This is a genomic window from Paenibacillus sp. QJM3NY_38, assembly GCF_056173265.1.
This window is the reverse complement of sequence record NZ_JBWBUJ010000002.1, coordinates 71,660-97,307: the sequence shown is the minus strand read 5'-3', so window position 1 is coordinate 97,307 and position 25,648 is coordinate 71,660. Positions and strand designations below refer to the sequence as shown.

General features: G+C 43.2%; 21 protein-coding genes. 1 reads left to right on the top strand and 20 read right to left on the bottom strand.

The features are described from left to right. Positions 1 to 138 precede the first annotated feature (138 nt). The 6 genes from AC0VZ8_RS34225 to AC0VZ8_RS34200 form a co-directional block, all read right to left on the bottom strand. Positions 139 to 933 carry a cytochrome P450 gene (locus tag AC0VZ8_RS34225; RefSeq protein WP_475487998.1) on the bottom strand — a complete coding sequence of 265 codons (795 nt, stop codon included), beginning with the start codon at positions 931 to 933 and terminating at the stop codon, positions 139 to 141. A gap of 714 nt (positions 934 to 1,647) precedes the next feature. Beyond that, the gene (locus AC0VZ8_RS34220; RefSeq protein ID WP_475487971.1) at positions 1,648 to 2,538 is read right to left on the bottom strand and encodes an ROK family protein; all 891 of its coding nucleotides are present in this window, start codon (positions 2,536 to 2,538) and stop codon (positions 1,648 to 1,650) included. Continuing rightward, positions 2,519 to 4,075, bottom strand: a complete 1,557-nt coding sequence (locus AC0VZ8_RS34215; protein ID WP_475487970.1) for a glycoside hydrolase family 32 protein — start codon at positions 4,073 to 4,075, stop codon at positions 2,519 to 2,521. The genes AC0VZ8_RS34220 and AC0VZ8_RS34215 overlap by 20 nt, the downstream gene beginning before the upstream one ends. Before the next feature lie 90 nt (positions 4,076 to 4,165). Then, complete coding sequence (locus tag AC0VZ8_RS34210) at positions 4,166 to 5,743, bottom strand: ABC transporter substrate-binding protein (protein ID WP_475487969.1); 1,578 nt, start codon at positions 5,741 to 5,743, stop codon at positions 4,166 to 4,168. A 55-nt stretch (positions 5,744 to 5,798) separates the two neighbouring features. After that, positions 5,799 to 6,683 carry a carbohydrate ABC transporter permease gene (locus tag AC0VZ8_RS34205; protein ID WP_475487968.1) on the bottom strand — a complete coding sequence of 295 codons (885 nt, stop codon included), beginning with the start codon at positions 6,681 to 6,683 and terminating at the stop codon, positions 5,799 to 5,801. Positions 6,684 to 6,700: 17 nt separating this feature from the next. Beyond that, entirely contained in the window at positions 6,701 to 7,603 is a 903-nt protein-coding gene (locus AC0VZ8_RS34200; protein WP_475487997.1) for an ABC transporter permease, read from the bottom strand. A gap of 524 nt (positions 7,604 to 8,127) precedes the next feature. Here AC0VZ8_RS34200 and AC0VZ8_RS34195 point away from each other — a divergent pair. Then, complete coding sequence (locus AC0VZ8_RS34195; protein ID WP_475487967.1) at positions 8,128 to 9,162, top strand: LacI family DNA-binding transcriptional regulator; 1,035 nt, start codon at positions 8,128 to 8,130, stop codon at positions 9,160 to 9,162. 783 nt (positions 9,163 to 9,945) lie between these two features. On the opposite strand, the gene AC0VZ8_RS34190 is transcribed toward AC0VZ8_RS34195, so the two are convergent. The 14 genes from AC0VZ8_RS34190 to AC0VZ8_RS34125 form a co-directional block, all read right to left on the bottom strand. Further along, positions 9,946 to 10,554 carry a WxL domain-containing protein gene (locus AC0VZ8_RS34190; protein ID WP_475487966.1) on the bottom strand — a complete coding sequence of 203 codons (609 nt, stop codon included), beginning with the start codon at positions 10,552 to 10,554 and terminating at the stop codon, positions 9,946 to 9,948. Between the two features lie 81 nt (positions 10,555 to 10,635). Continuing rightward, positions 10,636 to 13,908: an RCC1-like domain-containing protein gene (locus AC0VZ8_RS34185; protein WP_475487965.1), complete on the bottom strand. Its 3,273-nt coding sequence runs from the start codon at positions 13,906 to 13,908 to the stop codon at positions 10,636 to 10,638. 86 nt (positions 13,909 to 13,994) lie between these two features. Continuing rightward, positions 13,995 to 15,362 carry a COG1470 family protein gene (locus AC0VZ8_RS34180; protein WP_475487964.1) on the bottom strand — a complete coding sequence of 456 codons (1,368 nt, stop codon included), beginning with the start codon at positions 15,360 to 15,362 and terminating at the stop codon, positions 13,995 to 13,997. A gap of 67 nt (positions 15,363 to 15,429) precedes the next feature. Then, positions 15,430 to 15,927 (bottom strand): nuclease-related domain-containing protein, encoded by a 498-nt coding sequence (locus AC0VZ8_RS34175; protein WP_475487963.1) that lies wholly within the window; start codon positions 15,925 to 15,927, stop codon positions 15,430 to 15,432. Positions 15,928 to 16,080: 153 nt separating this feature from the next. Beyond that, entirely contained in the window at positions 16,081 to 16,302 is a 222-nt protein-coding gene (locus AC0VZ8_RS34170) for a DUF1294 domain-containing protein (protein ID WP_475487996.1), read from the bottom strand. 178 nt (positions 16,303 to 16,480) lie between these two features. Further along, positions 16,481 to 17,155 carry an HD-GYP domain-containing protein gene (locus tag AC0VZ8_RS34165; protein WP_475487962.1) on the bottom strand — a complete coding sequence of 225 codons (675 nt, stop codon included), beginning with the start codon at positions 17,153 to 17,155 and terminating at the stop codon, positions 16,481 to 16,483. After that, positions 17,155 to 18,270 carry a GGDEF domain-containing protein gene (locus tag AC0VZ8_RS34160; RefSeq protein WP_475487961.1) on the bottom strand — a complete coding sequence of 372 codons (1,116 nt, stop codon included), beginning with the start codon at positions 18,268 to 18,270 and terminating at the stop codon, positions 17,155 to 17,157. The genes AC0VZ8_RS34165 and AC0VZ8_RS34160 overlap by 1 nt, the downstream gene beginning before the upstream one ends. Positions 18,271 to 18,421: 151 nt before the next feature. Beyond that, positions 18,422 to 18,544, bottom strand: a complete 123-nt coding sequence (locus AC0VZ8_RS34155; protein ID WP_475487960.1) for a hypothetical protein — start codon at positions 18,542 to 18,544, stop codon at positions 18,422 to 18,424. Positions 18,545 to 18,572: 28 nt separating this feature from the next. Beyond that, entirely contained in the window at positions 18,573 to 21,821 is a 3,249-nt protein-coding gene (locus tag AC0VZ8_RS34150) for a DUF5704 domain-containing protein (RefSeq protein ID WP_475487959.1), read from the bottom strand. A 20-nt stretch (positions 21,822 to 21,841) separates the two neighbouring features. After that, positions 21,842 to 22,762 carry a copper amine oxidase N-terminal domain-containing protein gene (locus AC0VZ8_RS34145; RefSeq protein ID WP_475487958.1) on the bottom strand — a complete coding sequence of 307 codons (921 nt, stop codon included), beginning with the start codon at positions 22,760 to 22,762 and terminating at the stop codon, positions 21,842 to 21,844. A 423-nt stretch (positions 22,763 to 23,185) separates the two neighbouring features. After that, on the bottom strand, positions 23,186 to 24,175 hold the full coding sequence (locus AC0VZ8_RS34140; protein ID WP_475487957.1) for a hypothetical protein: 990 nt from the start codon (positions 24,173 to 24,175) through the stop codon (positions 23,186 to 23,188). Then, positions 24,162 to 24,713, bottom strand: coding sequence for a hypothetical protein (locus tag AC0VZ8_RS34135; protein WP_475487956.1), 552 nt, complete (start codon positions 24,711 to 24,713; stop codon positions 24,162 to 24,164). Before AC0VZ8_RS34135 ends, AC0VZ8_RS34140 begins: the two co-directional genes overlap by 14 nt. Positions 24,714 to 24,724: 11 nt before the next feature. Next, complete coding sequence (locus AC0VZ8_RS34130) at positions 24,725 to 25,105, bottom strand: hypothetical protein (protein WP_475487955.1); 381 nt, start codon at positions 25,103 to 25,105, stop codon at positions 24,725 to 24,727. 79 nt (positions 25,106 to 25,184) lie between these two features. Beyond that, the gene (locus tag AC0VZ8_RS34125) at positions 25,185 to 25,643 is read right to left on the bottom strand and encodes an ABC transporter permease (RefSeq protein ID WP_475487954.1); all 459 of its coding nucleotides are present in this window, start codon (positions 25,641 to 25,643) and stop codon (positions 25,185 to 25,187) included. Positions 25,644 to 25,648: the final 5 nt, after the last annotated feature.

Genomic DNA, 25,648 nt, shown 5'->3' with positions numbered 1-25,648 from the left:
TCTTCTGCAGTACCCGCCAGTTACAAAATCATTTCGGCACCATCTGACAAAGTGGGTGGAAGCTAATATCTCTTTTAAAGTTGGATACCAACGCAAACAAGGACGTTCAAATTTGAAGATCCTTGTAATCTTACTGATTCATCTCACGATCAGTGAATCCATGCGGTATGGTGAAGGTTGAAAAAATAAGTCCGTCCTTTCGATATCCCCGTGTTGAAATAAAAAACAGACCGAGGCGTGATTCGACTTTGTTAGCAGAATCAAACAATGAGTAACTGGAAAAGGCTTCAAGCCACGTATAATCATGCCGGGTCTCCATTCTAGGAGCTGCAAATCTGTGGTTAATCGGATTCCAGGAAGTCTTCGAAACAGATCGTTAATGGCAATCTCACCTTCAAGTCTGGCAAGTGGTGCTCCAAGACAATAATGCACCCCTTTGCCAAAAGCAATATGGTCATTGACTTTTCGTGTGACATCAAACGTATCCGGCTCGTCAAACTGTTTTAAATCTCGATTCGCAGACGATAAGGCAACGAGCATCATGTCCCCATGGCGAATAAACTTCCCATCCATTTCGACATCCTCGGTTGCCCATCGAATATTGCTCACTTCGGCAGGTCCGCTAAATCGCAGCACCTCTTCCACGGCCGATTGGATCAAATTAGGGTTCTTCATCAATAGCTGTTTCTGCTCCGGATGCTCTAGAAGGGCGAGCATCCCGTTGCCGATCAGGTTCACTGTGGTCTCATGATCTGCAATGATCAATACAAATACGAGCGCGTACAGTTCCTGCTCGGTCAGCTTATCACCTTGCTCCTCTATACTAATAAGATCACTGATGAGATCCTCCCTCAGGTGCTTTCTACGATCAGCAATTAATTCTTGTAGGTATTCCACAAATGATTTCAACACCTGATCCATCTCCTGGTTCATCTGCGGATTACTAACGCCCACCATAATCATGTTAGACCAGTTTCTAAATTTGTCCTGATCCTCCAATGGTACGCCCAACATTTCGCAGATGACAATAATAGGTAGCGGAAAAGCTTACTCCTCAATCAAATCAATGTCACGTTTACCGGAAGGTAGAATCTTGTCTAATAATTCTTCGCTGATGTCTTCAATTCTGCCATGCAGTCGCTCAATCATACGGGACGGGGTGTGAATGCTTTCTGGATCAAACGGCGAAGGCGTCGGTGATCATCCGGGCCAACACTGAGCAGATTATGCGAAATAATCTCCCTGTGCGGTGACCATAGGTAAAGGAACTTGCCAAAAAGATGAGTCCAGTCATCGTACTCCCACTTTTCCCGATCAGCAACCCTACACTCATCGGACCAAAGAAGCCTCAAGATTATTGGATTTCATGACAGTGTTACCCATTCCGATAAAACCGAAGAACGAAGATGGCGTCCGCGCTTGCAACTATTGAAACGCTTATAAAAATGTGCGGTGCGATGGCAGCCAGTGCCGTATTTGATGCCACTAGTAGGCCAAGGAAATGGAGATTCTAATTTAGGATAGGTTAGAAGATATGTAATCCATGATCTGAAAATTGTAGTTTTAATAGCACAGCTGCAAACAAATACACAACGTGCACACTATGTGCGCACGTTGTCTGAAACGACCTTCGTTATTAGATTCTGATTATAGTCCGTCAGTATGCAAACATAGCTCCCTTACACCAAGCGCTAATGCTCCACACAAGCCTGCATTATCACCTAGCCCAGGTGGAACAATATAATGTTGGATTTCCGAAACAATCGGAATAGCGCTCACGTACCCGTTTAGAATTCTGCCTACTGACTCTCGAATCATCGGAAATAGCTGTTCTTGTTTCATCACGCCTCCGCCGAGAATGATCTTCTTGGGGGATAGCGTCAGGATGACGCCCGATATGGCCTGCGCGATATAAAACGCCTCCATCTCCCAAGCCGGATGGTTCTTCGGCAGTGTATCGCCCTTAGCCTTCCACCTTGCTTCCAGTGCTGGGCCAGCAGCCATCCCTTCCAAACAATCACCGTGATACGGACAAATACCACCGAAATCATCGTTCGGATGACGCCTCGTGAGAACATGCCCACCTTCCGGATGGACAAGCCCATGTACCAGATTACCTTCGGTATAGACGCCAACTCCTATACCGGTGCCGATCGTATAGTAGACACAGCTGTCCAACCCTCTCGCCGCACCCCATGTGACTTCACCTAATGCAGCAGCATTGACGTCCGTATCCCAACCGACCGGAACATTGAAGACGGATTTCAGCGTACCTACAAAATGATACCCGGCCCAGCCAAGCTTTGGCGTTGTCGTTACATAACCGTAAGTCGGACTAGATTGATCGATATCGATCGGGCCGAACGAGCCGATCCCAATACTATCGACTCTCTTATCCCGGAAAAAGGCGATGACGTTCTCCATGGTCTCTTCGGGTCGACGAGTAGGAAAGTGAATCCGATCCTCAATCTCACCTTCCTCGTTCCCGACACCGCATACGAACTTGGTTCCGCCCGCTTCAATTGCTCCGATACGCATGTATGTCCTCCTTGACTTTGTCACTCGTCAGCCATATGCTTCCCAACTCATTGATTTGGAGCGACACTAGCTTCACGTTGCCGCCAACTGCATATAGATCAAGACCGTCGCTTCCGGGAGCGGGAAATAGGGTGTCCGAAATAACCGCAGTGCCGTCGCCACCGAAAACTTCGATCGTAGACCAATCTACGAAGATTGATATACGCACACGGTTATCGTACGGCTCGAGTGGCACTTCGTGCTTAGCCGCGAAATCCGGATGGAAATCTGTTCTACCTGAATTCGTCCGATCAACAAACAACTTCTTCATGTCGGTTTCGTATCCGACAACCGTCTCTTCATCTGCAGACTTTCTGACCTTAAAACCGAACTCTGTTGCGGTTCCAATCTCGAATTCCGCGATCAATTCCGCTTTATGAACGGTGATGTCGGCAAGTGGATTCGCACCAGGCTCGATCGTCACATTTTCCAGGGTCGCGAGCGGCGAGCGAATCCCTCTCAACTCTTCAATCGGCTCTTGCACCAGACGAAGGCCTTCCGGATACGTCTTCAGCTTCAACTCTCTTGGAATCGACATGTTGCCACGCCACTTGTCGGTTGGAAGCGTTCCGGCATACCGCCAGTTGTTCATCCAACCGACCCACAGCTTCCGTCCGTCTCTTGCCATCGTATTGTCCCAAGTGACGGCGGCGTAAAAGTCGGACCCAAAATCAATCCATTGCAAATCATGAATCGAATGGATAGGTTTGTCTGGTGTAAATATCTTACCGTCGAAGCTTCCGACAAAATACATCATTCCGGAACCTCCTGCTGGTGGTTCTGGATCATTTGGATTCACACCGTTACAATCGCCGACACTGAGTATGAGCACCCATTTTTTCTTATTTGGATCTCCGTCAACATCAATCGAAAACAAGTCCGGACATTCATAAATACCACGATGTGTGCCGATCACATCGGAGCCGAATGCGCTAGCAAAGGTCCATTCCTTCAAATTCGGAGATGTGTAGAATTCCACACGATCTTGAACAGCTAGCGACATAATCCACTTGGAAGTCTCCTCATGCCAGAATACTTTTGGATCGCGAAAATCAAGCGTCGATTCCGGAAACAAGACTGGGTTCCCTTCATACTTCGTCCAAGTCCTTCCCTTGTCTCTGCTGTAAGCAATGCTTTGAACCTGCGGCCTGCCAGGCTTCGCCTTGTTGCCGTTGTTCGTATAAATTGCCACAAGCCCTGACCCTTCATCATCAAAAAAACCACTTGTATTATGATTGTCGACTACCGCGCTACCGGAGAAAATCGCGCCATCCTCACCCGGCGGCAAGGCAGGTGGAAGTTCCTCCCAATGAACTAGATCAGAGCTCACTGCGTGCCCCCAATGCATTTTCTCGAAATTGGGTTCGTTTGCGAACGGGGTGTGTTGATAGAATAGATGGTACTCACCATCGTAATAAACCATTCCATTCGGGTCGTTCATCCAATTTTTCTCGGGCGTATAATGAAATTGCGGGCGGAATTTCTCTCTATATTTCATGGTTTCTCTCTCCTCAAAAATAATAATAGTCGGAGCATGGCCTGCTGATCCCTGAGTCCATGCTCCGATCCTGTGCATGAAAATAACGGACTATTGCTTTGTTCTGTCGTAGCCTGTCTGTTTGATTTTTAGCCAATCCTGCATGCCAAGACGATCAAGCTCTTTCACGAATGCGTCCCACTCTTTATCCACGTTTGCGCCTTGCATCCATTCCGTACGCTTCTTCAGAATATACGGCCACAAATCGGCTTCGACTTGGGTCAGGCGTTCTGATTCCTCTTGGGAGAAGAAGACCCTCGGATAAATGTTCTCAGCCTTCATGTCCGGCACATAGATCTTCTTCAAAATATCGAGGCGCCAAGCTGCATCATCCGGCATCGTCGTCACCTTGCCGTAGTAAGAATCCAGAATAGCGAGCGGTCCGCCAGCACTCGTTTTAGCTCTCAGTTCACTCGGTGCCGCGCCATTCAGCGGCAGGTGTTTCAGCATATTGGCAGCTTCATCGAACTCAAAAATATTTTGCTGCGTGTCGTCGCCGTAAGTTCCCCAGTTGTTCTGTACGGACTGTTGAGGATCGTAAAGCGCGTCAATCCATTTAATCGTCGTTTCGATGTTCTTATTATCGGCTGTGATAACCATTCTACCGCGGTCAAATCCCATGCCGTTTGTACGGGCTACATTCTTCCAGCCGTTTGGCCCTTCCAGTGGCGGCATTGGCTCGAACGGACTGTCCATGCCGCTCACATTCGCTTTGTCCCAAGTGAAGTACAAACCGTACCGATCATCCTTTGCTTTTGCAATAAACTTGTTCCAGTCTTGTGTAATGAACTCCGGATCAATCAGCCCCTCAGCGTACAGTTCCTGCAAATACTTCATCCCTTCCTTATATCCTGGGGCGAGTGCAGCGTTGTTCACCTTGCCGTTATCGTCTACCAACGTTAAATCCCCGTTAAAGCCGGCTCCGAAGGAACCGAGCAGAAAGCTTAAATCCTCGTTGCCCCCGTCATCATTAATAAAGGAAAGGGGAATCTCGTCAGCCTTGCCATTGCCATTCGGATCTTTCGTTTTAAATGCGATCAATACTTGCTTCAGTTCCTCCGTCGTCTTCGGCATTTCTAGGCCGAGCTTATCAAGCCACGCTTTGTTAATCCACGGAATATTGTTGACGGAGTGAATACTCTCTTTGCCTTCGCCAAGCTCTTCGATCCATGGGAATGCGTAAATGTGGCCGTCCGGTGCGGTCATCATACCTTTGTATTGAGGTGCTTGCTCCAAAACTTTACTGAGATTCGGCATTTTCTCAGGCGTAAGGTATTCCTCGATCGGGATGATCGTTCCATCTTTAGCCAATTTCAGTAAATCGAAATCACTCAAGCCGGCGTTGAAAAGTGCGTCCGGAAGCTCTCCCGTTGCCAAGGCAAGATTCCGTTTCTCGACAAACACATCGTCTGTATAGGCGATCCAATCGATATGAATACCGGTCTTCTCTTCCAAGCGTTTGAAGATCAGCTTATCGTTCGGGTCTTGGGGAGCAAGAGGTGAGTTCGGCGTCATAAAGGTTAGTGTATTGTTGTCGGAATCGACATTCTCTTTGCCGCCGCTACATCCTGCGATCGCCAAAATGGCTGCCAGGGAAATGATGGATACCGTTTTCTTAAAATGTTTCAATCTAAAACCCTCCCTTTTTCTATGTACAATCTCAATTCATATATCTGCCGGTTCCCTACTTAAGGGATCCGACCATGACACCTTTTTCGAAGTACTTCTGGAAGAATGGGTACATTACGAGAAGCGGAATACTCGAGACGACGATGGCTGCGTACTTCATCAATTCGGACAATCGCGCTAACTCGGCCTGTTCTTGTATGGAGGAAACAATATTCGGATCCACCTTGTTCAGAATCAGAATACGCCGGAGCACGAGTTGCAGCGGATATTTATCTTGACTCTCCAAGTAAATTAGGGATTGAAAGAAATCATTCCAATGACCAACGAACGCGTATAGCGCAAGGACGAAAACGATTGGTTTGGACAGTGGCAGGACGATCTTAAAGAAGATCATCAAATCCGAGGCACCGTCAATCTTAGCTGCTTCGTTCAACTCCTTCGGCAAGCTCCGGAAGAACGTTCTGGCCAGAATAATGTTCCAGACACTTACCGCACCCGGGACTACAAGTGCCCAGATTGTGTCAAGCATGCCTAATTTCTTTACTACGAGATAGGTTGGGATCAACCCGCCGCCAAAGAACATTGTGATAATAAAAAGCGTCATAATGATTTTTCGTCCGACGAAGGCGTCAAGCGACAGCGGGTATCCCGCAAAGACGCAGACCGTAACCGTTATAACCGTGAAAACGGACGAATACAGCAAGGCGTTGAGAAATCCGCCGATGATGTTGTCATCAGATAAAATCATTCTGTATCCCTCGAGGTTATAGTCTGCGATGTTGAATGAAATCCCCTTATTAAGTAGTGCCGTCGGTTCCATGAACGAGGCCGCGACCACATAAATCAACGGACCGACAATCACCAAGACGCCGAGGAAAAGCAGGGTGTAAGTGATACCGAGTACGATCCGATCCAACTTGGTTGGCTTAATATTGTCCATGATGATGATCTCCTTTCCTAAACAATGCCATTGCCCTCATTAACTCGTTTCACGATAGAATTCACCGTGATCAGCATGATGAGGTTAATGATAGTGTTAAACAAATCTACCGCTGCAGAGAACGAATAGTTCGCCTGCTGGAAGCCGACTCGATAGACGTAAGTGCTAATAATATCGGAGGTTTCCATATTCATTTCATTCCACATCAGAATTGCTTTATCACCGCCGCCTCCCATAATGCTCCCTGCAGCGAGAATCAGCATGATAGCGATGACCGGCTTGATGGTCGGTATATCGATATGGCGTATTCGCTGAAGCAAGCTTGCTCCGTCGAGAGTTGCGGCATTGTGCAGCTCTGGATCAACATTGGCCAACGCAGCCACATATATGATGGATGACCAACCTGCCGCCTGCCAAATACCGGAGAGGATATACATCGGGCGGAAATATTCCGGTTCTGACATAAACGAAATCGGCATCCCTCCAAAGGCCATAACCAGCTTATTAACCGGACCTGTGGGAGACATTAAAACAAAGAGCATACCCACGACAACGACAACCGAAATGAAATTCGGCGCATATAGGAACAACTGAATGTTTTTCTTCATCGTGGCTTTACGCACCTGATTCAACATTAAAGCTAGAATAATCGGAACCGGGAATCCAAGCAAAAGACCGTAAAGGTTCAACTTCAACGTATTGAAGAACAATTGCTCGAAATTCGGCGAGTTCAGGAAACGTTCGAAATGATGAAACCCTACCCAGTCACTCCCTAAAATACCTTTGCGAAAGCTGTAATCTTTGAAAGCGATCAGTACGCCGTACATCGGAAAATATTTAAAGACAATAGTCAATAAGACCGACGGCAGAACTAGCAGGTAAAGCCAATAGTTTGTCTTGATGTACCTAAGTTTCTCCATAAGACCGCTTGTTCGGACCTGCGTTTCTGATTTAGTGTTCTCTGTGATTCCTGCAGTTTGATGCAAGTTCTCCTCCCCCTTAATATTCATTAGCACAATTGAAATGTGATTTTGGAGACTTTTCCCACAAAAGAAAGTGCTTCCACAAGTCGCCATCATCAATGTAGCAAATACAATTTACAATAATCGAATCATTTCGTCAACAATTTTTGCAACACATAAAATTAACATTTGCACACTTTGAAAGTGTTTCAATTGTTTCTTTTCGTGAAAAAACGTCACTATATATGAAAAAAGTTATGTTTTTCCTGTGAAATCAATATAAAATCAAAATAGGACGACTTAACTTTGTCTGTTATTATTTGTGCATTTGTTTACAGAATGAAAATATTTTCTTATTTCCATCAAGTATGACTAAATGGTTGAAATGTTCATTTGTAACATTCAAGTTGATTATTTTGTGGAGTTATACTACGATTAACTTAGTCGAAGACGTAATACTTTTGCCAAAGGAGCCATTATCGTTGAGTAGAGAAAAGGTTACCATTCAAGACATAGCAGATTCGCTAGGACTTTCCCGAAATACAGTGTCCAAAGCATTGAATAATAATCCTTCTATACCGGATGAGACACGCAACAGAGTGATCCAGAAAGCCGTCGAGATGAAATACAAGCAGTTCGCCTTCTTCGAACAAGAGATTGCTTCTCCCAAAAAATCAGGTAATATTGCCCTGCTTACGGCTAACATGCCGAACAATTCACATTTTGGTACGTCCCTATTAAGCGGGCTCGAACAAAAGATCAGCTCCGTAGGATTTAATTTATCAATACACATGGTTCGAGAGAATGAACTGAAATCACCAGCTCTTCCTGTGAATTTTGACAAGAGTAAAGTAGACGGTATAGTCTGTATCGAATTGTTTGACGAGAACTATTCTGAATTCATTACCTCGCTTGAGATACCGACATTATTTATCGACGCTTCGGCAGCCTTGACGTTCTCTGAGATGAAGGCGGATTTACTGCTAATGGAAAACACCCACAGCACCTTCAGTATAACGAAACGTTTGATTGATGAAGGCGTCGGGCCAATCGGGTTTATCGGCGATTACCGCCATTGTATGAGCTTCAGTGAACGTTGGGAGGGGTTCAACAAAGCATTCTTTACAGCTCAGATCAAACCCGACGAATCGTTCTGCATCCTTGAAGAAGACCGATACATCGCTGACTATAAGTGGCTTAAGCAGCAACTAACAAGCATGAAAAAACTCCCGGCCGCATTCGTTTGCGCGAACGATTTCATCGCAATTCATGTTACCCGTATATTGAAGGATCTAAATATCCGAATACCTGAGGAGGTTAAGGTTTGCGGATTCGACAATGCCCCCGAATCGCGGATCATAGAACCCCATTTGACGACAGTCCATATCCACCGTTCCGAGATGGGGATTCTAGCTGCCGAGATGCTGCTTAAAAGAATCGAAAATCCCTATAGACCTCCACAGGTTACTCACGTCAAGACAACACCGGTTTTCCGACAAACGACAGGTCATGCGTAGTATCCTCAAACATGACGAACTGGCTTGATGCCGGTTTGTCTCTTTCATCACCTAGATCGTACATTGATTCGAAATATTTGAAACTTAGATGCTACATAAGCAACTTTTAAGTACGGAATTGTAGACAAGAAGAATAATAAGCTTGACAGGAATGCAATCCGGCAATTTAATTCAAAAAGTCGAGCAGGGAGGTCCCCTGCTCGACTTTTTCTTTCTTATCCTTTGATCTCGATTTTAACATCGCTGAATTGAGCACTGCCCTGACTGACAAACAAATCGAGCTTCCCATGCTGGATATCATACGTCAAGGATGAATGGGATAAGAAGTTTCATGACTACAAGAAGGATTCAAAATTCCTGTATCTCAAGATCATCATGAGCCCAACGAGCCAATTAGCCGTATTTCATGACGCCTTTTCGCTCAACGATTTTGTTGACACGCTCTTGACGAAATACGGTAACTCTAAAATCCTAAGCCAACTCCAGGGCATCCTCTTTTACGTCGCAGGAACCTACCAGTTGATTGAGTTAACGAAAAAGAGTCCGATCTATCATCCTAAGCTAGTCGCTCCTTTTCCCTGAACGCAAAAAGACCTCTGTCACCATCTAGAGGTCTTCTTTGTAATTAGCCAATAAGCCGCCATTGTTGTATCTCTATCGGATCCTAAAGGACCCTTCCGGTTAGGTCTACAATTTCAGGTTATGATGTTTGTTTATAGAGAGAGGTTTAAATGCCGCCCGGCATTTAAAGTCCGCGCGGCATTTATTTAGAAGCCGGAAATATTAAATACCAGATGTAGCCTTATACGTAAACACTGCTTTATAGGATCCTTGCAGTACCCCGATCTTTGTACCGTCCTGCTTACTTATAGTTTGAGGCAGCTTCAAGTCGTAACGCATTTGAAACTGGTGTGTACCGCCACCAAAAGATGGTTTTGCTTGTATAATTGCTTGCGAAGCGTTTGAAAGTACGAGTTGGGAGGAAAGCGTTCCTTGCCCCCGACTGAAGTCGATAGGAGCACCTGTGACCGGTCCTTTATACTGTGCTGTTACCTCAACAGCCGAAGCCGGAATGTAAAACTTTTCTAAGGTCCCATTTATGTTTTTCTCGATTTCGAAATCCGTCGAGCTCATACTTAATGTATAGCCAGCATCTGATCCTCTTCCATCAACGAGCGTCACGGTCGTCTCTGCCTTAGAGCTTTGGCTTTTCTTGACATCCAACCTGATATCATCGAACTTAATTTGAGTTTGGAACGCACGCAGCCCAGAACCTACAACTTCGACTTTTTGTTCGCTTACATCTGCTGCGAATGTTGAAGTTCCTAGAGACAACAAAAGTGCTGACATCCCCATCGTCCCAAGAAGAAGTTTTCTAAATCCTTTAATCATGTTTTGCCCTCCATTATTTCTTTTGTAGGAAACTTAAGTTGGTTGGGAACCATGCATTTATGCTGGTTCCCCCATAGAACATTAGATCCCTTTGGCCAATGAGAAGGTGAACAAGGATCTGTACACCCCTACTCTCAATCCAACTTTGTCGCCCACTTGATGAGCACTTCCACTGCCCATGGACACTACCTCAACGGTGCTTGGCACGCGGAACATAAAGTCCATAGGAATGTCATAGTAACCCATTCCTTCAAATGGATTGGCTTGTGCAAGAGCCTGTTTCTGAGATCCGAGGACGTAATTCCCCACTTTAGCGGTTTGATCCGGAGATCCGGCAAGAACCTTAGCAGATTTTACATCAACGTTCATGGCAGATGCAGGAATTTTAACAACAAGATCCTGAGTGCCCAATCCAGTGTCTAACACCGGATCACTTACAAAATCTGTAACGGAAAGCGAGTACGTCCAACCATCCCCGGATCCTGAGCTATCTTCAATCAACGTATTAGTGACGGAGTTAATGGTTTGATATTGGTTTACGGTCTGTATTTCAATATTATCCAGGAGCAAACCGTTAAACTTGGATGACAATCCCCCACCAATGACGTTTAGAATTGCTTCCTGATCTGCAGCCGTTACCTCCGTTCCCCATGATGGGTCTACACCCGGATTTGGGTTAGGATTTGGATTGGTTCCGTTCAAGGCTGGCGTGATGTACTCTTTATCGATAAGCACTTGACCAGATGCAGTATCCGTTACCCGGACCTTGATAGGCAGCGCTGCACCGATATCGATTGGTCCGGTGTACTCATGGTAAGTAGCTCCATTATCAACCGAGTATTCTTTAAACCAGTTACCCGTAGGAAGATTCGAGAAATCGATCAACAATTTATCATTGATATCACGGAAGAAAGACGGATCGTAAACTTGAGCTGTCACTACTAAGAGTGTTTCCGAACTGAAGTTAACTCCATCGGTTACTCGGGCTTTATAAACAGAATCCACAACGTTATCTACATACAGTGTAAATTTACGCTCTGTAGCACTTGGATCCTCAGAGGTGCCGTTATATTGGTTTAAGATTTCAGGCTCGTCCACCCATGGGCCATTATCGTGTTGAATTTGCAGTGATCCTTGTGTTGGGTTAAAGCCGATCGTCAATGGTCTTTGATTGTTTGAATCAAGATCACCTACAGTTCCGACAGGAGCAGTTAGTGTACCCGGAGCCGGCGGATCGACCGTAATGTTTTCTGTTACTCTTGTGAGTTCTTCACCTTTCTGGTTTGAAACAATCGCTGTTACAACATAGTCTCCCTCTTGCAATAAAATTGGAGATGTATAATCTGAAAGCTGCCCATCAACATCAAGTTGTACTTTTACTCGATTCAAGTCAATAGAGCCTGTATCAACTGTAAGGACCCCATCTTGCTCAAGCAACTTAGGGTACCCCTGCGGAATGACGATTGGGTTGTTCAGGAATGAAACATCGAGAATCTCACTGTATAAGCTATCCAATCCAGCACGAGCTTTAATGTTAGTCATACCTTTATTCGTCAATGTTATTGGAGCCGTGTATTCCAACCAAGTAGCTCCATTGTCTAAGGAGTACTCTTTTTTGTTGGCTACTGCAGGATATTCTAGGGTGATAATTGTGTTTTCGAATTTATCCGTTGAGCGCATACCCTCAGTAGGCTTATCGATTGTAGTTGGTGCTGGTGTATACCCCGGAGGATAGATACCAGATGCCCCATCCTGAATGATTGTGCTTCCATTTTCATCTATTCTATACAGATTGCCGTCTGAACCAATACCATAAACATTTTGGACATTGAGATCCAATGCGATTTCAAGCAATCCGACAAATTTTACACCTGATGCTGATGTGTTGGTGTACTTTGCATTGCTTGAAAATACATATACATCACCTGTATTTTTCAACAGGTACAGTGATTTTGTATCGAATGCCAGATCAGTGATATCTTTAATGGCTCCATCCGGTCCAGATAATCTTGTCTGGGTTTCGATTCTACCCACGATACCAGTTATCCCTTTACCGTATACGTTGCCGTTGTACGATGTATTGCCATTACTTCCAATCACATACACATTGCCGTTAGTACCTAAACCAGCAACGAGAGACACGTCACGGTTCGCGTTTACCGTATACTTTTTCAGATTCGTCATCACAGTCGATTCAGACGTTGTGTAGTCGGTGTGATTATAATAATCGGCACCTATTCTATTAGCAGGAAGACCCCATGCTTTCAGGTTACCGCTGTCATCCAAGTGCATGAACGTATTGCTTGTGTAAGTGATACTGCCATCAGTCTTATCCGACAAATTTGAAACTTCCCTACTCATGTTCGTCGGATCGCCGTTAAAGGGATATAAAGTCTTAGTACTGATCTCAGTCGTAGCTCCGGGTGTATAACGATCTGTATTTTTCGGATATACTGACGTATCTCTCAATGTATAAAAGCTGCCGTTGACATCGAAATATCGCATTCCGATCCGGGTGCTGTCCGAGGTAGACGATATTTGCTTTGTCCCGTAGGACGTTTCATCGATATAGCCCATATCAAACGTAGCTGGACCGGAGAATCCCGGAAACATCGATGTTACTTTTACGGGCTTCGCATTAGTGTAAGAAGTATCACCAAACTCGCGACCGATTTTATATACATCCGAATCTGTAACAAATAGAACAACGTTTCTATCTACTTGTATCATTTTCTTGACACCTGTTAGAGGGGTATCGAATAGATCGGGATCTACAACCTCAACAGGAACAGTCGTATCTGCTTTTATCCCGTTACCTAATTGCCCATAAGTTCCAGCCCCTATTGACTCTACCCTTCCATCTGCGGTCAGACCATAAAAGGTATATGCATTATAACCCTCGGAATTGTACACGAAATCTGTCCACCCAGACGCTATCTTTTCAAAAGAACTCGCCGGATTGTAACCTGAGTCTTTCCGGTAGTAAAAATCCCCGTTAGACATCAGGCGCATACCTACACCTTTGTCATCAGGGCTTTGCGCATTATACTTTTTAATATCCGCGCCTATTTCGTCTAGTTTATCTTTATCAGCAGGACCGGAGTATTCTCCCCTGTCTCTAAAGAGTATCTTCCTACCATCACTCAAAGTTAGATATGCACGAGTACGTGATTGATGATCTTCGTAATAGTACACAATATCTTCGATATTTGCATGCCCTGCGCCCTCTACTGTATTCTTACCTGGCATCAATACACTTGGTATCAATAGCGCAGCGGCCAGCAATGCACTTAAATAACGTTTCTTCCCAGGTTTACTCCTATTTTTATGTAATTCTCTTTCTGTAGTAGCCATGTATAAAGACCTCCAAATTACGTTTATTTTCAGCTTGTTTTCGACTTGTTCCTAACGGAACCCCATTGACCTTTCGCTGTTTACGATTAAGCTCCTTTCTCTACATCGCCCTCACCCCCCTTCAGGTTTTCAGGTGATGCAGTTCCTTCCAAAACTTCCGCTTTACTATCGTTATTTGTAGAGGTATTCTCAACCATAGCAATCGCAATACGTCTTGCATGTTTGCATGTGTGAATGGTTTTATCCCACTCAGGTTCTTCGCCATCAGGTATATACCCTAGCTTGACAACGTACAAAGTGAATGTCTTTTGGTCAAGTTGTACTTTCTTTCTTGTTTTTTCAAAAGTCAGTCCCTTTGCCAGATACATTTTAATCCGTTCCTCGATGTCACCTTTTTTCCGTTTTGCCAACAACCAAAACAGGAGGATTAATAGCAGTAGAATGAGGATCCCACCGATGACAAGTACATATTTCAACCAATCTGGAATGCCATCCGTTACTTCCAGTTTGTCGTAATGCGCCATAGCCGCTTGTGCTTCATTTTTAGCTTCTGGTGTTACTGTGAATTTAAATAGCTTCCATTCCTTTTGCCCAGCAAAGTTTGCTTCAAAGTATGCTTCGTAATTGCCTGGCATTAACAACTGGTTTTGCGCGATGCTTACCATATTTGCTGTCGTACCGTAGTAGATCGAGCCGGCCTCATACTCTTCTCGAAAAATAACTTTTTTGGAGCTATCCCTAACCTCAATATAACCGGACGGTTGTTCCAAGATAGTGCCGCGATTCTCAAGTGTAACGGTAAACCGGGATTCACCCGATGCGATATAGTCATGAGTAAATGTATTAATCGACATTGCATGTTTGGCTTCATCGATCTTGTAATCCATAACGACCCATAAACCATTTGAACTTTCAACATCCGGAGCAAGCGTCGTATTTTCGATGTTGGTCGCAACAGCTTCTCCCCGGAACTCGTTATATTCAGATACCGCAACAACCCCGATATGCTGACCAGGAGCCAAATCCTTTGGTATGGATGCTCTGTAAGTGTACTCACGCATTTCTTGTGGTCCGAGTGTAATATCTTTTGAGCCTTGCGGATAAAGCCATGTCCCTGCATTCGTTACCCCGGCGTTATATGCCCCGAAATCCTTTCCTCCATTCTGCAAGGGCACCGGATCCGTCGCGTAAATCTTCAAATTGAGTTTTTCATTCAGCAAATTTTTAACATAGAATTTGTACTCCCGAGTTTCTCCGGGTTTTACCGTATCACGGTAATACCCCAGACCATCTCGTGCTTCTTTTTTACTTGGTGCAAACCAAAAGGATGCTTCTGGCGCTTGATTCGGTTTTATTTCCTGGTTTGCGTAAGAGGGAGTAAGGATAAATAAATTAGAGAGCAAAGCAATTAGCATAGTTAAACCAACTAACATGATTGGTTGTTTTGATTTCATGATTTTCACCTCTGAAGAGAGTCTTGATATGATGTACTTCCATTGGGAATAAGTAGATTTATGAGCGTTACTTATTATTCAAACCATTGAGCCAATCCCTTATTTTAGTTATTTGTTGATTATCGATAATATCTCTGGGTTCATAATTACTAACAAATTCATTCAATTGATTGGCAGTTAGTACAGCTGTATTCGAGTTTTTCTTTAACCTGACATCTAGTTCAACTGTTGGATGAGTAAACACCACGATCCCCTGAACCCACATTCGACAACCAATTTCCGCAAGATTTTTAGCTAGAACGAAAGTATGAATTCTTGTAATCGCCATTGGGTTTCGAAGGGTTTTGGGGTTTACCTTATCACCTGTTTGCTTGTATTGATTCCACACCTCATCATTTTCGGATCCGACGATATAACCAGATCGATTCTTTCTGACGATAATAAAAACTCCGTTATTTTGAACTCGAATTTCTTCGATTTCCACCTTGATGTTTTCGTGAATCAATTCAACATTTTTGTATATGTAATTAGGATCTTCAGTAGACGGCGCGCTAACTGCCATCATACTCGAAGGCACCCCTTCCTGCTGAAACTTCCTCTCCTGAAGGGTTCGAATTAGTAAGAAGCATACTATTGCTAATGACAAGGGTATTAGCGTTAGTAGTATCACATTTTGAACATCCAATTGTTCCACCTACGCATATAAAATTGAAAAATCTTAGACTTTTAGAGCCAGTAATACAAATAGGAATATGTTGATAACGACAAGGATGGGGATTCCTGCTACAAAAAGGGCGTGCTTTGTCTTATGCCTAAAAAGATTCATGCCTAGCCAAACACCAATAGCTCCTCCAAGAAAGCCGATCATAACAATTCGTTTTTCTGGAACCCTTCTCGAGCCTACGATTGCTTGAGACTTGTCATACCACATAATGAACATGCCAATTAAATTCATAAGAGCAATGAAACAAGGTATTAGCATCTCTTTCTCCCCTTGAATGATTAATGTACTTATGTACAAGTTACATTTGAAATGATCATCACCCCTTTATATTATATAATTAATTAATTAATATATATATTAATATACAAATATATATGTATACAATTATTAATTTTCATTTAATCTTTTCTTTATCCTGAAGCATATTCCAAGGAACCTTCGATTCTGATATTACTCGATTATTATTTATTTCATTTTCTACGATAATGGTTAATGATTGAAGGATGACTGCATCAAATAAATGAGTATCTCGTTTCATAATATTAATAGCTTCTCTCGCAGATCTAAGGCTTTGATAAGGTCGACCACATATTATAGCTGAGAATGTATCGCTCACGGCTGCTATACGGCCACACAATGGTATGCTGTAGCCCTTTAATCCCTTTATGTACCCGCTACCATCAAAACGTTCATGGTGGTACCTTACAATGTCCTTCACGATTGCAGGCAGTGGAAATCTCTCAAGTATTTTTTCTCCACTTTTTACATGTTCCCATAAGCATGTTCGTTCTTCTGCTGAGAGTCTTGTATTTCCTTTTAAAATCCTATCATCCATCGCTATCTTCCCTATATCGTGGATCAGGGAACCTGCATAATATAAAAGTGATTGTTCTTGATCATAAATCTTTGCGAGCTCGTATGAATAGTGAGCCATTACGACTGAATGGGTGGCAGTCTGTTTGTCTCGCAGCTCGATGCAATAAAATAAAGCGTCAATGATTTCGAGATTCAGCGAGCTTTTAAACGAATGCTTAAATGTCTGCTGAGGCACGTTTATTGTTTCTTTCATTACATGTTCCCCACTTTAGTTAAATTTCTGTCAGATACATTGATCGTGGAGGATTCATATTTGCCGTATTCCACCACTTGGTTTTTCCCTGATTTTTTTGCAGCATACATCGCTTCGTCTGCTTGTTTTATGAGTTCATCAGATGATAAACCCTCGACGTATGAACTGTAACCTATACTCGCGGTTACAGAGTACGTTCCTTCTGGCGTGTCAAAGGAAGCCTCATGCTCAATACGAGAACGGATCGATTCGGTCAACTCCAACATATCAATTTGGGGATCTACAATTAAACCTACCATTTCCTCTCCGCCGTATCGTCCTGCAACACCACTACCCTCTAATTCCTCCAACAGAATGGATGCAACTTTCTTGAGAATCTCGTCCCCCTTCTTATGTCCAAAAACATCATTTAGTTGTTTGAAATTATCAACGTCCAGGAAGATAACATATACATGTATCTTTCTATCAATGCTTTTATTTACGAAAGCAGCAAATTGCTTACGGTTATAAAGCCCTGTTAGTGGCTCCTGAATAGATGATTCGTATGTACCTCGAATTAACTGAATTAAATAATCAACAATGTAAGAAATTATTATTGTATATGCCAAGATAGTTATGAGTGCTATTAAAAGCTCTAATGACGATAGATCCCAAAAGAATAGTTTTGCCAAAACAACCATCTTAGATGAAATAAAAAGGACAATAGCAATCTTCGCTTTACGATGCATATCTGATGCTAGATAATACCACGCAGCAGTTCCCAGTATAATCGAAAGTATAGGATGAAGCACCGGAAGCGGGATACAAAACCCGACTAAACCTGTAACTAAACAACCTATATATACTACCCACTGTTCCCATCTTTGGGTATTATGAAATATCTGATAAAGCGCAAAAAGGATAGCTATAAACAACACATCCCCGAGTATTTCTCCGTTTAATGTTACATTTTCGAATACTCCAAGGATTTGCAGAACATGATAGATAGCTGTAAACAATACGATAATGCTCAATTGGATATTACTTTCAGAGCCTTTTCGTCTAGGCATTTTATTTGTCAAGTTCCACATGATAAATAACAGAGGTAACATCATGATTGATTGCAATAATTCCAATTGAATCCTCCTTATAAAGAAAGGATCCAGGAAAGGGAATGCCCTCCCCCGGATCCCTTTGGCAAGTTAGACCACATGGGCAACGGATCGATGACGAGTTTTCTTCTCCCTAACTCATTAAGTCACATAACCTTTTCCTACATATTTTTGGTCATTCGATAAACAGGGTAGAACTCTCGGCTCTTGTCAGGTATGCTTTTGGTCTGGATGATTCTTCCGGATAGCCGGTAACCATCTGCCGCTGCTTCAGGGGCCAGGAATTCCAGGAAAGCATAAATCCTCCCCCCTGAAACTCTTTTAATTTAATGAGGCACCTGAGAGCTGAAATCATTCCGACTGGACAGATCAGCATGATAGAAAACGACATCTCCATCCTCTAAATTGAACCGGTTGCCGAAGGAGTCAAATACCAAACGTTGATATCCTTCAAGCTGCCATTGATTCATCAAAGGCGCATTAATGTACTGAAGATGAGGATTATTCAGATCCCCATTGCGAATGGACTCAATGTTAAAATTCACAATGATATAACCATTCTTGAAAAAGACAGCCGATTTTTCATCTAGTCCCCCGTGGGTTCTTGCATACTCTGCCAGATCCGTACCAGCCTCAACGACATATGGCTCTGCCGGCAGGCTGTATTCTCCATACCATTTCTGGATGGAAGCATTTGCTCGTTGAACATTGACAGAAGGTGGAATACTGGTTTTTGGCCCGATAAAGGTTCGGATATACTCTGGAAGCAGCATCAGCCCGTATCCACCAACGGGTGTCTTTTGTTTTGTATCTTTTGAAATGTAGCGATCGATGTACTGCTGTCTTGTGATTGAACCCAACTGCCCAGGCGTGAAGTAGTTATCATATTTGAAGTTTGCAGTATCGATCATTTCCTCTGCAGGTACATTTCTTAACCTTTCATTCAAGATGACGTATCGCTTTACTTGATCATCTGGAGATCCTACCTTAACGAAATTTTTTGAATTTGTTTTATAGTACAGATCAACAGGAAAGCGATATTGCCCATCCTTGGAAACAAAGTGGAATGTCGGTGTTATACGTATACCATCCTCTTTTCCAAACATGTTACCCTTGCTCTTGAAATCGAATTTGAAATGATACCCGGTTTTGACGGCCACATTTTTAAATCCTTGGATCGGGTTACTTCCTGGCCGGATTGGTAAAGTGAATTGTGGTGTATTTCCTCTTGGTTCTCCATCAATGCCCTTTGTTCCAACCCAATAGGATATTCCCGTTGGATTTGTGCTGCCTGGTCGTGTCCGGAAAACAGATTCCCATTTATAATCCGCAATATCGGTAATATGGAAATCGTAAAGCCGGCCAATGACTTCCACAGATACTTCATCAGCAGCCACGTGATTCACCAGATCAAGATTTGCATCGTATTGATATGGAAGATCTGGTGGTGAATTTTCCGCAATGTTCCGGAAGTATACTTGATAATTCCCCTCATCAACCCAAACCGGTAAGAAAAATTCAGTATCCAATTGGTTAACCGGGATATCGATCCATGTGTCTTTCGGATAAAATACCGTGCGGCTGCTGTTATACGTATCAAAAGGGAAACGCACTTGCTTCGTCCGGAAGTATTTAGCGTAATCTCGATTTCCGTAACCAGGATAGTTCGTGTGCTGCCCGTTTGTCGGCATTCGTACTATAAACGGTCGATCCAAGATGAACGCGGCCCTGTTATAATTCGGTGTTGTTTTCTGATTATGTGGCCGATCATCACTAACCGATGAATAGTTCACAACCGGTGTATGTACCGTTACCGTATTGATTCGGTGAATCGAAAATTCTTGGTCACTACCGCCGTTTATGTTGCCAGGCAGCAATCCGTAGAATATCGTGCCGGCACTCGTTGTATTAGCTCGATTGACCTTGCTGGAGCTAATGATGTTGTTCGGCTTATACAGCACATTCTCATCGATCTGAGTCGGTGCAGGTATATTTCCAGGCCTCGGCCCTGTCTCAGGTGTCCGAGCAGGATTCATGATCGTTGCCCCATTAAAAACTAATGCATCATTGGTAACTTCAACCTTCTTTACACCATCCTCGGCAACGCTTTGCAGATTCTCACTTGGTGGAGACGGTCTGCTTGTGAATTGACTGCCGCCATATGATCCGGCTGGTGCCACAATAGGATCTGGTGGTGTCGGCGGATAGTACGCTCCAGACGCATTTGTTGTAAATTGCGGCGGTTGATACCCTTGCGGACTAATGGTAATTTGCTCTCCAGGTAAGGCATAGTTCCTTAAAATACCTTGGTTGATCTTATACACTTCAAGGTTATCGATCACCCAATACGAATACGGCCGCACAACGGTATACCTTTGAGTAACAACCTCTTCATCTTCTTGCGGATCCGGTACTTCAGTCGGTTTACCGTCTGGTCCATTCGGCCCCGGTTTCTTCGGATCCCATCGAAGAGTCCATGTCTTCTCCACGTTTACTTCAAAGGTACATGTTCCCGACATTTGAACGAAGGTATTCTGGAATAAATAGTTTCGAGCTAAAATGTTTCCGTACAAGCTTTCGGATGTCGGGATTCCCTGCAAAACATCAAACATTTCACTTCCACGTTGATCTGCCAATATTTTGGCCGTGACCACTGGATCCATGTACTTCCCAGTAATTTGGGCTCCTGGCGTCGGTGGTGTACATGCATTTGTTGGCGGTGGCGGATCATCCTTGGGTTCATAGTAGAAATATACGTAATACTTCGGAAATGAGCCATCATAACGTAATGGTGCTGGGTCACCAGGCTCTATATTCCCACCAGACGGTGGTCCAGAGTCACTTACTTTATACCCCTTGTACTCGTAATCAGCTGTTCCAGGGGTATGTGGGAACGTATGTGATTTCCCTACCGTAAGTACCTCCGTCCGGTCAGAAAAACCTGGGACTCCATTTAAAGGTTTTCCTGTTGTTGTATAATGCCGGATTAAAGCCTCTCCACCTTCAGGTTCTAGCTCAATCGTAATAAGCAAGGGAAAGTAATATCGAACACCTAGTATCAATCCACCCATTCCTGGTTTAGTAATATCTTCTGCCCTAGGTGCAGACAATGTGGCGTTCATTTCAACAGGAAAAGAAACCGAATCTGTACCATAACCGACAACTTTATTTACTTGATGTGGGTCTATTACTGTATAAGTCCTTGCAACATTCGGAACTCTAAAATCCCATGTTTCCTGTTTGTATCTGGAATTGTAGTATAATGTTTGTCCGTCAGGATCGGTCATATTTACATTAAACTTAGTGACATTAACCTTTTTTATTTTTCTGTTCGGAAAATCAAAACTATATGGAAATGAGATGGTTTTTGTGTCACCAGGTGCTCCGTCAGATGTCCAGTTTCCTGCAGAATCTCTCCAAATATCGTGATAGAACAAACCTACAAAATAATGAGTATCGTTTGGGTCAGAAGGTTTAGGTGTCGTTGGTAAGACCCCAGCAAGAACTGAACTAAATGTTTGAGATATTACTACCAGTATCAGAGTAAACGCAACGATTTTTCTAATTCTACTCATATTTCTGCACTCACTAACAATTAATTAAAAGGGCTTTTCAGTAGGATTAGTGAATTTCTCGACATATTAAGTGCAATGTAGTCTGCATTTTCAATCCTAAATGATTTCCAAGTTTTATCTCCGCCGTTTATTTCATCGGTGTCAGACCAGGTTGCAAAGGATTTGATGTAAGTTTTATCTGAAGCTCGTTCAGGGTTTGCTTGGCTTCTATATCGAGCAGGAAAACCTTTTTGCAAATAAACAACTGAAATTGCCCCCGAAGTAAAACGAGCTTGAAGATATGGATAGTTGTTAATTTTGTTTGTTTCTTTCCAAATGTCATAGACCACAAATCCATCAATTTTTACCGGGAGATCATTAATTGTTAAGACTCGGACGTCCTTCTTTCCGTCCAGCAAAAAGGTATCCTGGCCATATAGATCAGTATAAGATTTGCTTAATTCGTATTTTTTCACAGCAGGGACATTTTCTAGATCCGGTATATCCTTTGATCCAATCCAAACCCAATTCCCGACTTGATCCCAATTTACAGGCACTCCGAGATTTTCACTTACAAAGCGTAGTGGAACATAAGTACGCCCTTTTACAGCCTTGGCAGGTGTATCCATCGTGACGTTCTTACCGTTTACTACTGCTGTCTTACTTCCAAGTGTCAGAACAATTGATCTTCCATCTTTTTTATAACTCACGGTTTTACCTGAAAAACCAATCTGAGCCTTGAGTGCTTCACCAATTCCTCGAAGCGGCACCTGAACTCGACCTTTTTCTGAAACAGGGTCCCCACCTTCGAACTGTACCTTTCGCCCATCAACCAACACTGCCAGCTTAGGCCCCCCCGATTTGCTTGCTGCTTCAACAGAATCTGTTCCATAAAACCCAATACCAAGAATTGAGGTAGAAACTAAAACACCGGCAAGTAAGCTCTTTACAAATGACTTCATCCCTATATCCACTCTCCCTTTATATATATTGAATCCGTTTTTCCATAAACTTTTGAATTAAAGCCAAGACACCCGATAGAACTAAAACCAAGGCTCAATAGCATCACCCCTTTCAATTATCCCTTATGCTCCCACTATCCTGAAGGCAGAACCCTATTAAAATCTGCTGCGGCCGGTATGCTTGCCGCTTGGAACAAGCAATTCAGGTCGAGTAATCAACGAAGTCTAACCCTCGCGCGTAGTCCAACTAGAGGCTCAGCAAAGCGCCAAAGGCGCTGCTGGAGTAGTTGGACTTAATTGTCACGGAGGAACGCGTAGCGGTAAATCCTTGACAATTTCAAGTGCCCTGATACGCTGTGCCGATGCGGCAAGTGACAAATAGGCCTCGGTCTTCCTGAATCTAGGAAGACTACCTATTTGACGCTACGGAGCCCCATTAAAACATTCTTTCGGGAAATATCCAGCAGCTGCAGCCTCCTTTTCGCTACTAAATGCTTCTTCGATTCGGTACGGGTAGGAACAGCTATCTCGGTAGTAATATTTCATGCTGGTTTGAGGGTCAACAGCTCCATAGATAACCGGATTCTTAATTAACCTTCCACCACCAAAAGCATAATTGTTGTAAAACTGATCTCCGATTGGGATCCCTTGGATGAACGCCATAATCCCTATATCATCGATGGTATTTACCCAATCCTCTTTTGGTATGAGCGGTAACTTGAACGTGTAGCTGATACCACTTCGGGTGACAAATTCATTGTGTTTGTTTATAAAATAAGCGAGATCGTTCTGGACATTATTAACGATCCAACTTCTTCTAATTTCGTCAAACTGAGTGGTATTATTTAGGATTTGAATATTCGTTCTATTCTGTAATTCCCATTGATACCCTTCTATCCATTTTTGGTTAGTTGCGTCGTAAGCATATACGTAACTATCTAAGGTGAAATTCATACTATTTCCCTGGGGATCTGTATAGGCATAGGGTTTTTTGGGGCTCCACATATGCTTCATTTCAGTTGTACCCTCACGATTGGTATACTCTCTGAGCGTATACAGGTAGTAGCCGTCATAATCGAGGACCACGACTGCTGGGATATATGAAGCCAAGGCCCCTTGCCCAATATAATCGTCCATTACGCCAAAGTTGAGATAAAGGGTCTTGAAAAAAGTATCTATAGCCAGTTCTTTATTAGCTTTAAAAAATTTGGCGGATTGATAGCCAGCTTCGTATTCCTGTAGCTCATTCAGATTCAACACAAAACTAGCATCTTGTGCTGCAGTCTTCAAAGCCACATCATATTGGTCTTCCAGCTGCGCAACGAGTTTGAGATCATTTGTTCGAGCATCCAATACATAATAAAAGGGGAAAAATATGAGTACGAAGGCGATGGCAAAATTATAAATCTTCATTCAGAACCATCCCCCCGTAAGGCATAAAAATCTTTGGGACATCTCCACTGTTTCCGACCAGGATAAAATCATTCAAGATAGTGGCCATCGTTCGATTTTTGTTCTTAACCTGTACTTTGATAAAATCATTTACAGCCAGCTTGTATTTGCGAGTGTCGCTGTCTTCAGGTATATTTGCATCAGGAAAAATAACTTTCATGATTTCCTCGGTATAATGTCCGTCATAATAGGTATCAAAGCTGTTTTGAAATGACGCCGGATCGGCTGGGTCTGCATAAAGCGGATTGTATTTTTTATGTAAGTGCTCAATGGTTACTTCGTAAACATTTCCTGTAGCCCCAAGCTTTTCATTAAATTGAAGATACATTTGTGGTGAAATGTACCCCTTTGTCCGCGCCGCATCAACAAATTCAGTAACTGCCTGGTGAACAACTGTTTGGATTTGGTCATCGTGCCGCTCCGCTGCTTGATACAATGGGTAAACTACTAACAACGCTAAAGCCAGGAATGCAGCTACTAGTTTGGAAATTGCGTCCATCAATTCATCCCCTAGTTAAAAATAATCTTTACTAATTCGCCATCGGTATTTCGTTCATACGTTACATTGAATTTTCTATCCGGATCGATGCTAGAAACATCGGTATTTTCGATCGTTAAATTTTTTGAGTAGATAAGGTTTCCGACTTGAATATCTGCGTTTAAGTTTTTAATTTGAAATATGCTATAAATGACTTGTGCACCAGAATAGACTTCCTTGCCAGCCTCTTGAATCGAATTGAAGAGGCGATGATCTTCATTTGCATGTAATTGTTGCATGTTTTTTACACTTTGTTCCTGAGAAACGAGAGCCCAGAGAGCTAATGTCGCAGCAGCTATAAAGACAAAAATGGTTGCTGTAATCGAAATGCCAGCTTCGGTATTCTCATTCATATATGAATGCTCCCTTAATTTAATGGAGGATTCCCCATCTCCCTTCATGGATCCGGGGAATCCTTATAAACGCTTCTTTTTATGGTTGACTGAAAATAATGCCGCGTACTACATTATTTCCATCGAAAACAACCTGAGATGAGAACTTTCCTGATGGATTGATATAGTTAGGATTAGATTGGTTTTGCGCTACAGAAATGTCTGTGTTTTTTCCAGTGCCTACAATTTCGCCGTTAGCGTTAAATTCATTACCGTAAGTAATGCTGCCGCCCTTCCCAGTAATTACTCTTACTCCAAACTGATCCTGATTCATATATTGACGAACCGCATTCAGCACTTGACTGCCAGACATAATTGAGTTGTCGTAATTGTTGTACTCGGATTGAGATAATGTCTGCTGAATCCCTGTCATTTTCTCTTGGCCGGTCTTAGCACCCGCCTGAAAAACCGCGAAAAGAATTACCACGAGCGTAATCAATCCAATGGTCAGGAAAATGCCACCGGTAATTCGTAATCCTGAGCTAGTTGTTTCTTCCATTTTTT

Bases quoted from the DNA above. Each gene is read 5' to 3' on its own strand.
- AC0VZ8_RS34225 (WP_475487998.1), bottom strand. From the start codon at position 933: ATGAACCAGGAGATGGATCAGGTGTTGAAATCATTTGTGGAATACCTA.
- AC0VZ8_RS34220 (WP_475487971.1), bottom strand. From the start codon at position 2,538: ATGCGTATCGGAGCAATTGAAGCGGGCGGAACCAAGTTCGTATGCGGT.
- AC0VZ8_RS34215 (WP_475487970.1), bottom strand. From the start codon at position 4,075: ATGAAATATAGAGAGAAATTCCGCCCGCAATTTCATTATACGCCCGAG.
- AC0VZ8_RS34205 (WP_475487968.1), bottom strand. From the start codon at position 6,683: ATGGACAATATTAAGCCAACCAAGTTGGATCGGATCGTACTCGGTATC.
- AC0VZ8_RS34200 (WP_475487997.1), bottom strand. From the start codon at position 7,603: ATGGAGAAACTTAGGTACATCAAGACAAACTATTGGCTTTACCTGCTA.
- AC0VZ8_RS34190 (WP_475487966.1), bottom strand. From the start codon at position 10,554: ATGATTAAAGGATTTAGAAAACTTCTTCTTGGGACGATGGGGATGTCA.
- AC0VZ8_RS34185 (WP_475487965.1), bottom strand. From the start codon at position 13,908: ATGGCTACTACAGAAAGAGAATTACATAAAAATAGGAGTAAACCTGGG.
- AC0VZ8_RS34180 (WP_475487964.1), bottom strand. From the start codon at position 15,362: ATGAAATCAAAACAACCAATCATGTTAGTTGGTTTAACTATGCTAATT.
- AC0VZ8_RS34175 (WP_475487963.1), bottom strand. From the start codon at position 15,927: ATGATGGCAGTTAGCGCGCCGTCTACTGAAGATCCTAATTACATATAC.
- AC0VZ8_RS34170 (WP_475487996.1), bottom strand. From the start codon at position 16,302: ATGTTCATTATGTGGTATGACAAGTCTCAAGCAATCGTAGGCTCGAGA.
- AC0VZ8_RS34165 (WP_475487962.1), bottom strand. From the start codon at position 17,155: ATGAAAGAAACAATAAACGTGCCTCAGCAGACATTTAAGCATTCGTTT.
- AC0VZ8_RS34155 (WP_475487960.1), bottom strand. From the start codon at position 18,544: ATGCTTTCCTGGAATTCCTGGCCCCTGAAGCAGCGGCAGATGGTTACC.
- AC0VZ8_RS34150 (WP_475487959.1), bottom strand. From the start codon at position 21,821: ATGAGTAGAATTAGAAAAATCGTTGCGTTTACTCTGATACTGGTAGTA.
- AC0VZ8_RS34145 (WP_475487958.1), bottom strand. From the start codon at position 22,762: ATGAAGTCATTTGTAAAGAGCTTACTTGCCGGTGTTTTAGTTTCTACC.
- AC0VZ8_RS34140 (WP_475487957.1), bottom strand. From the start codon at position 24,175: ATGAAGATTTATAATTTTGCCATCGCCTTCGTACTCATATTTTTCCCC.
- AC0VZ8_RS34135 (WP_475487956.1), bottom strand. From the start codon at position 24,713: ATGGACGCAATTTCCAAACTAGTAGCTGCATTCCTGGCTTTAGCGTTG.
- AC0VZ8_RS34130 (WP_475487955.1), bottom strand. From the start codon at position 25,105: ATGAATGAGAATACCGAAGCTGGCATTTCGATTACAGCAACCATTTTT.
- AC0VZ8_RS34125 (WP_475487954.1), bottom strand. From the start codon at position 25,643: ATGGAAGAAACAACTAGCTCAGGATTACGAATTACCGGTGGCATTTTC.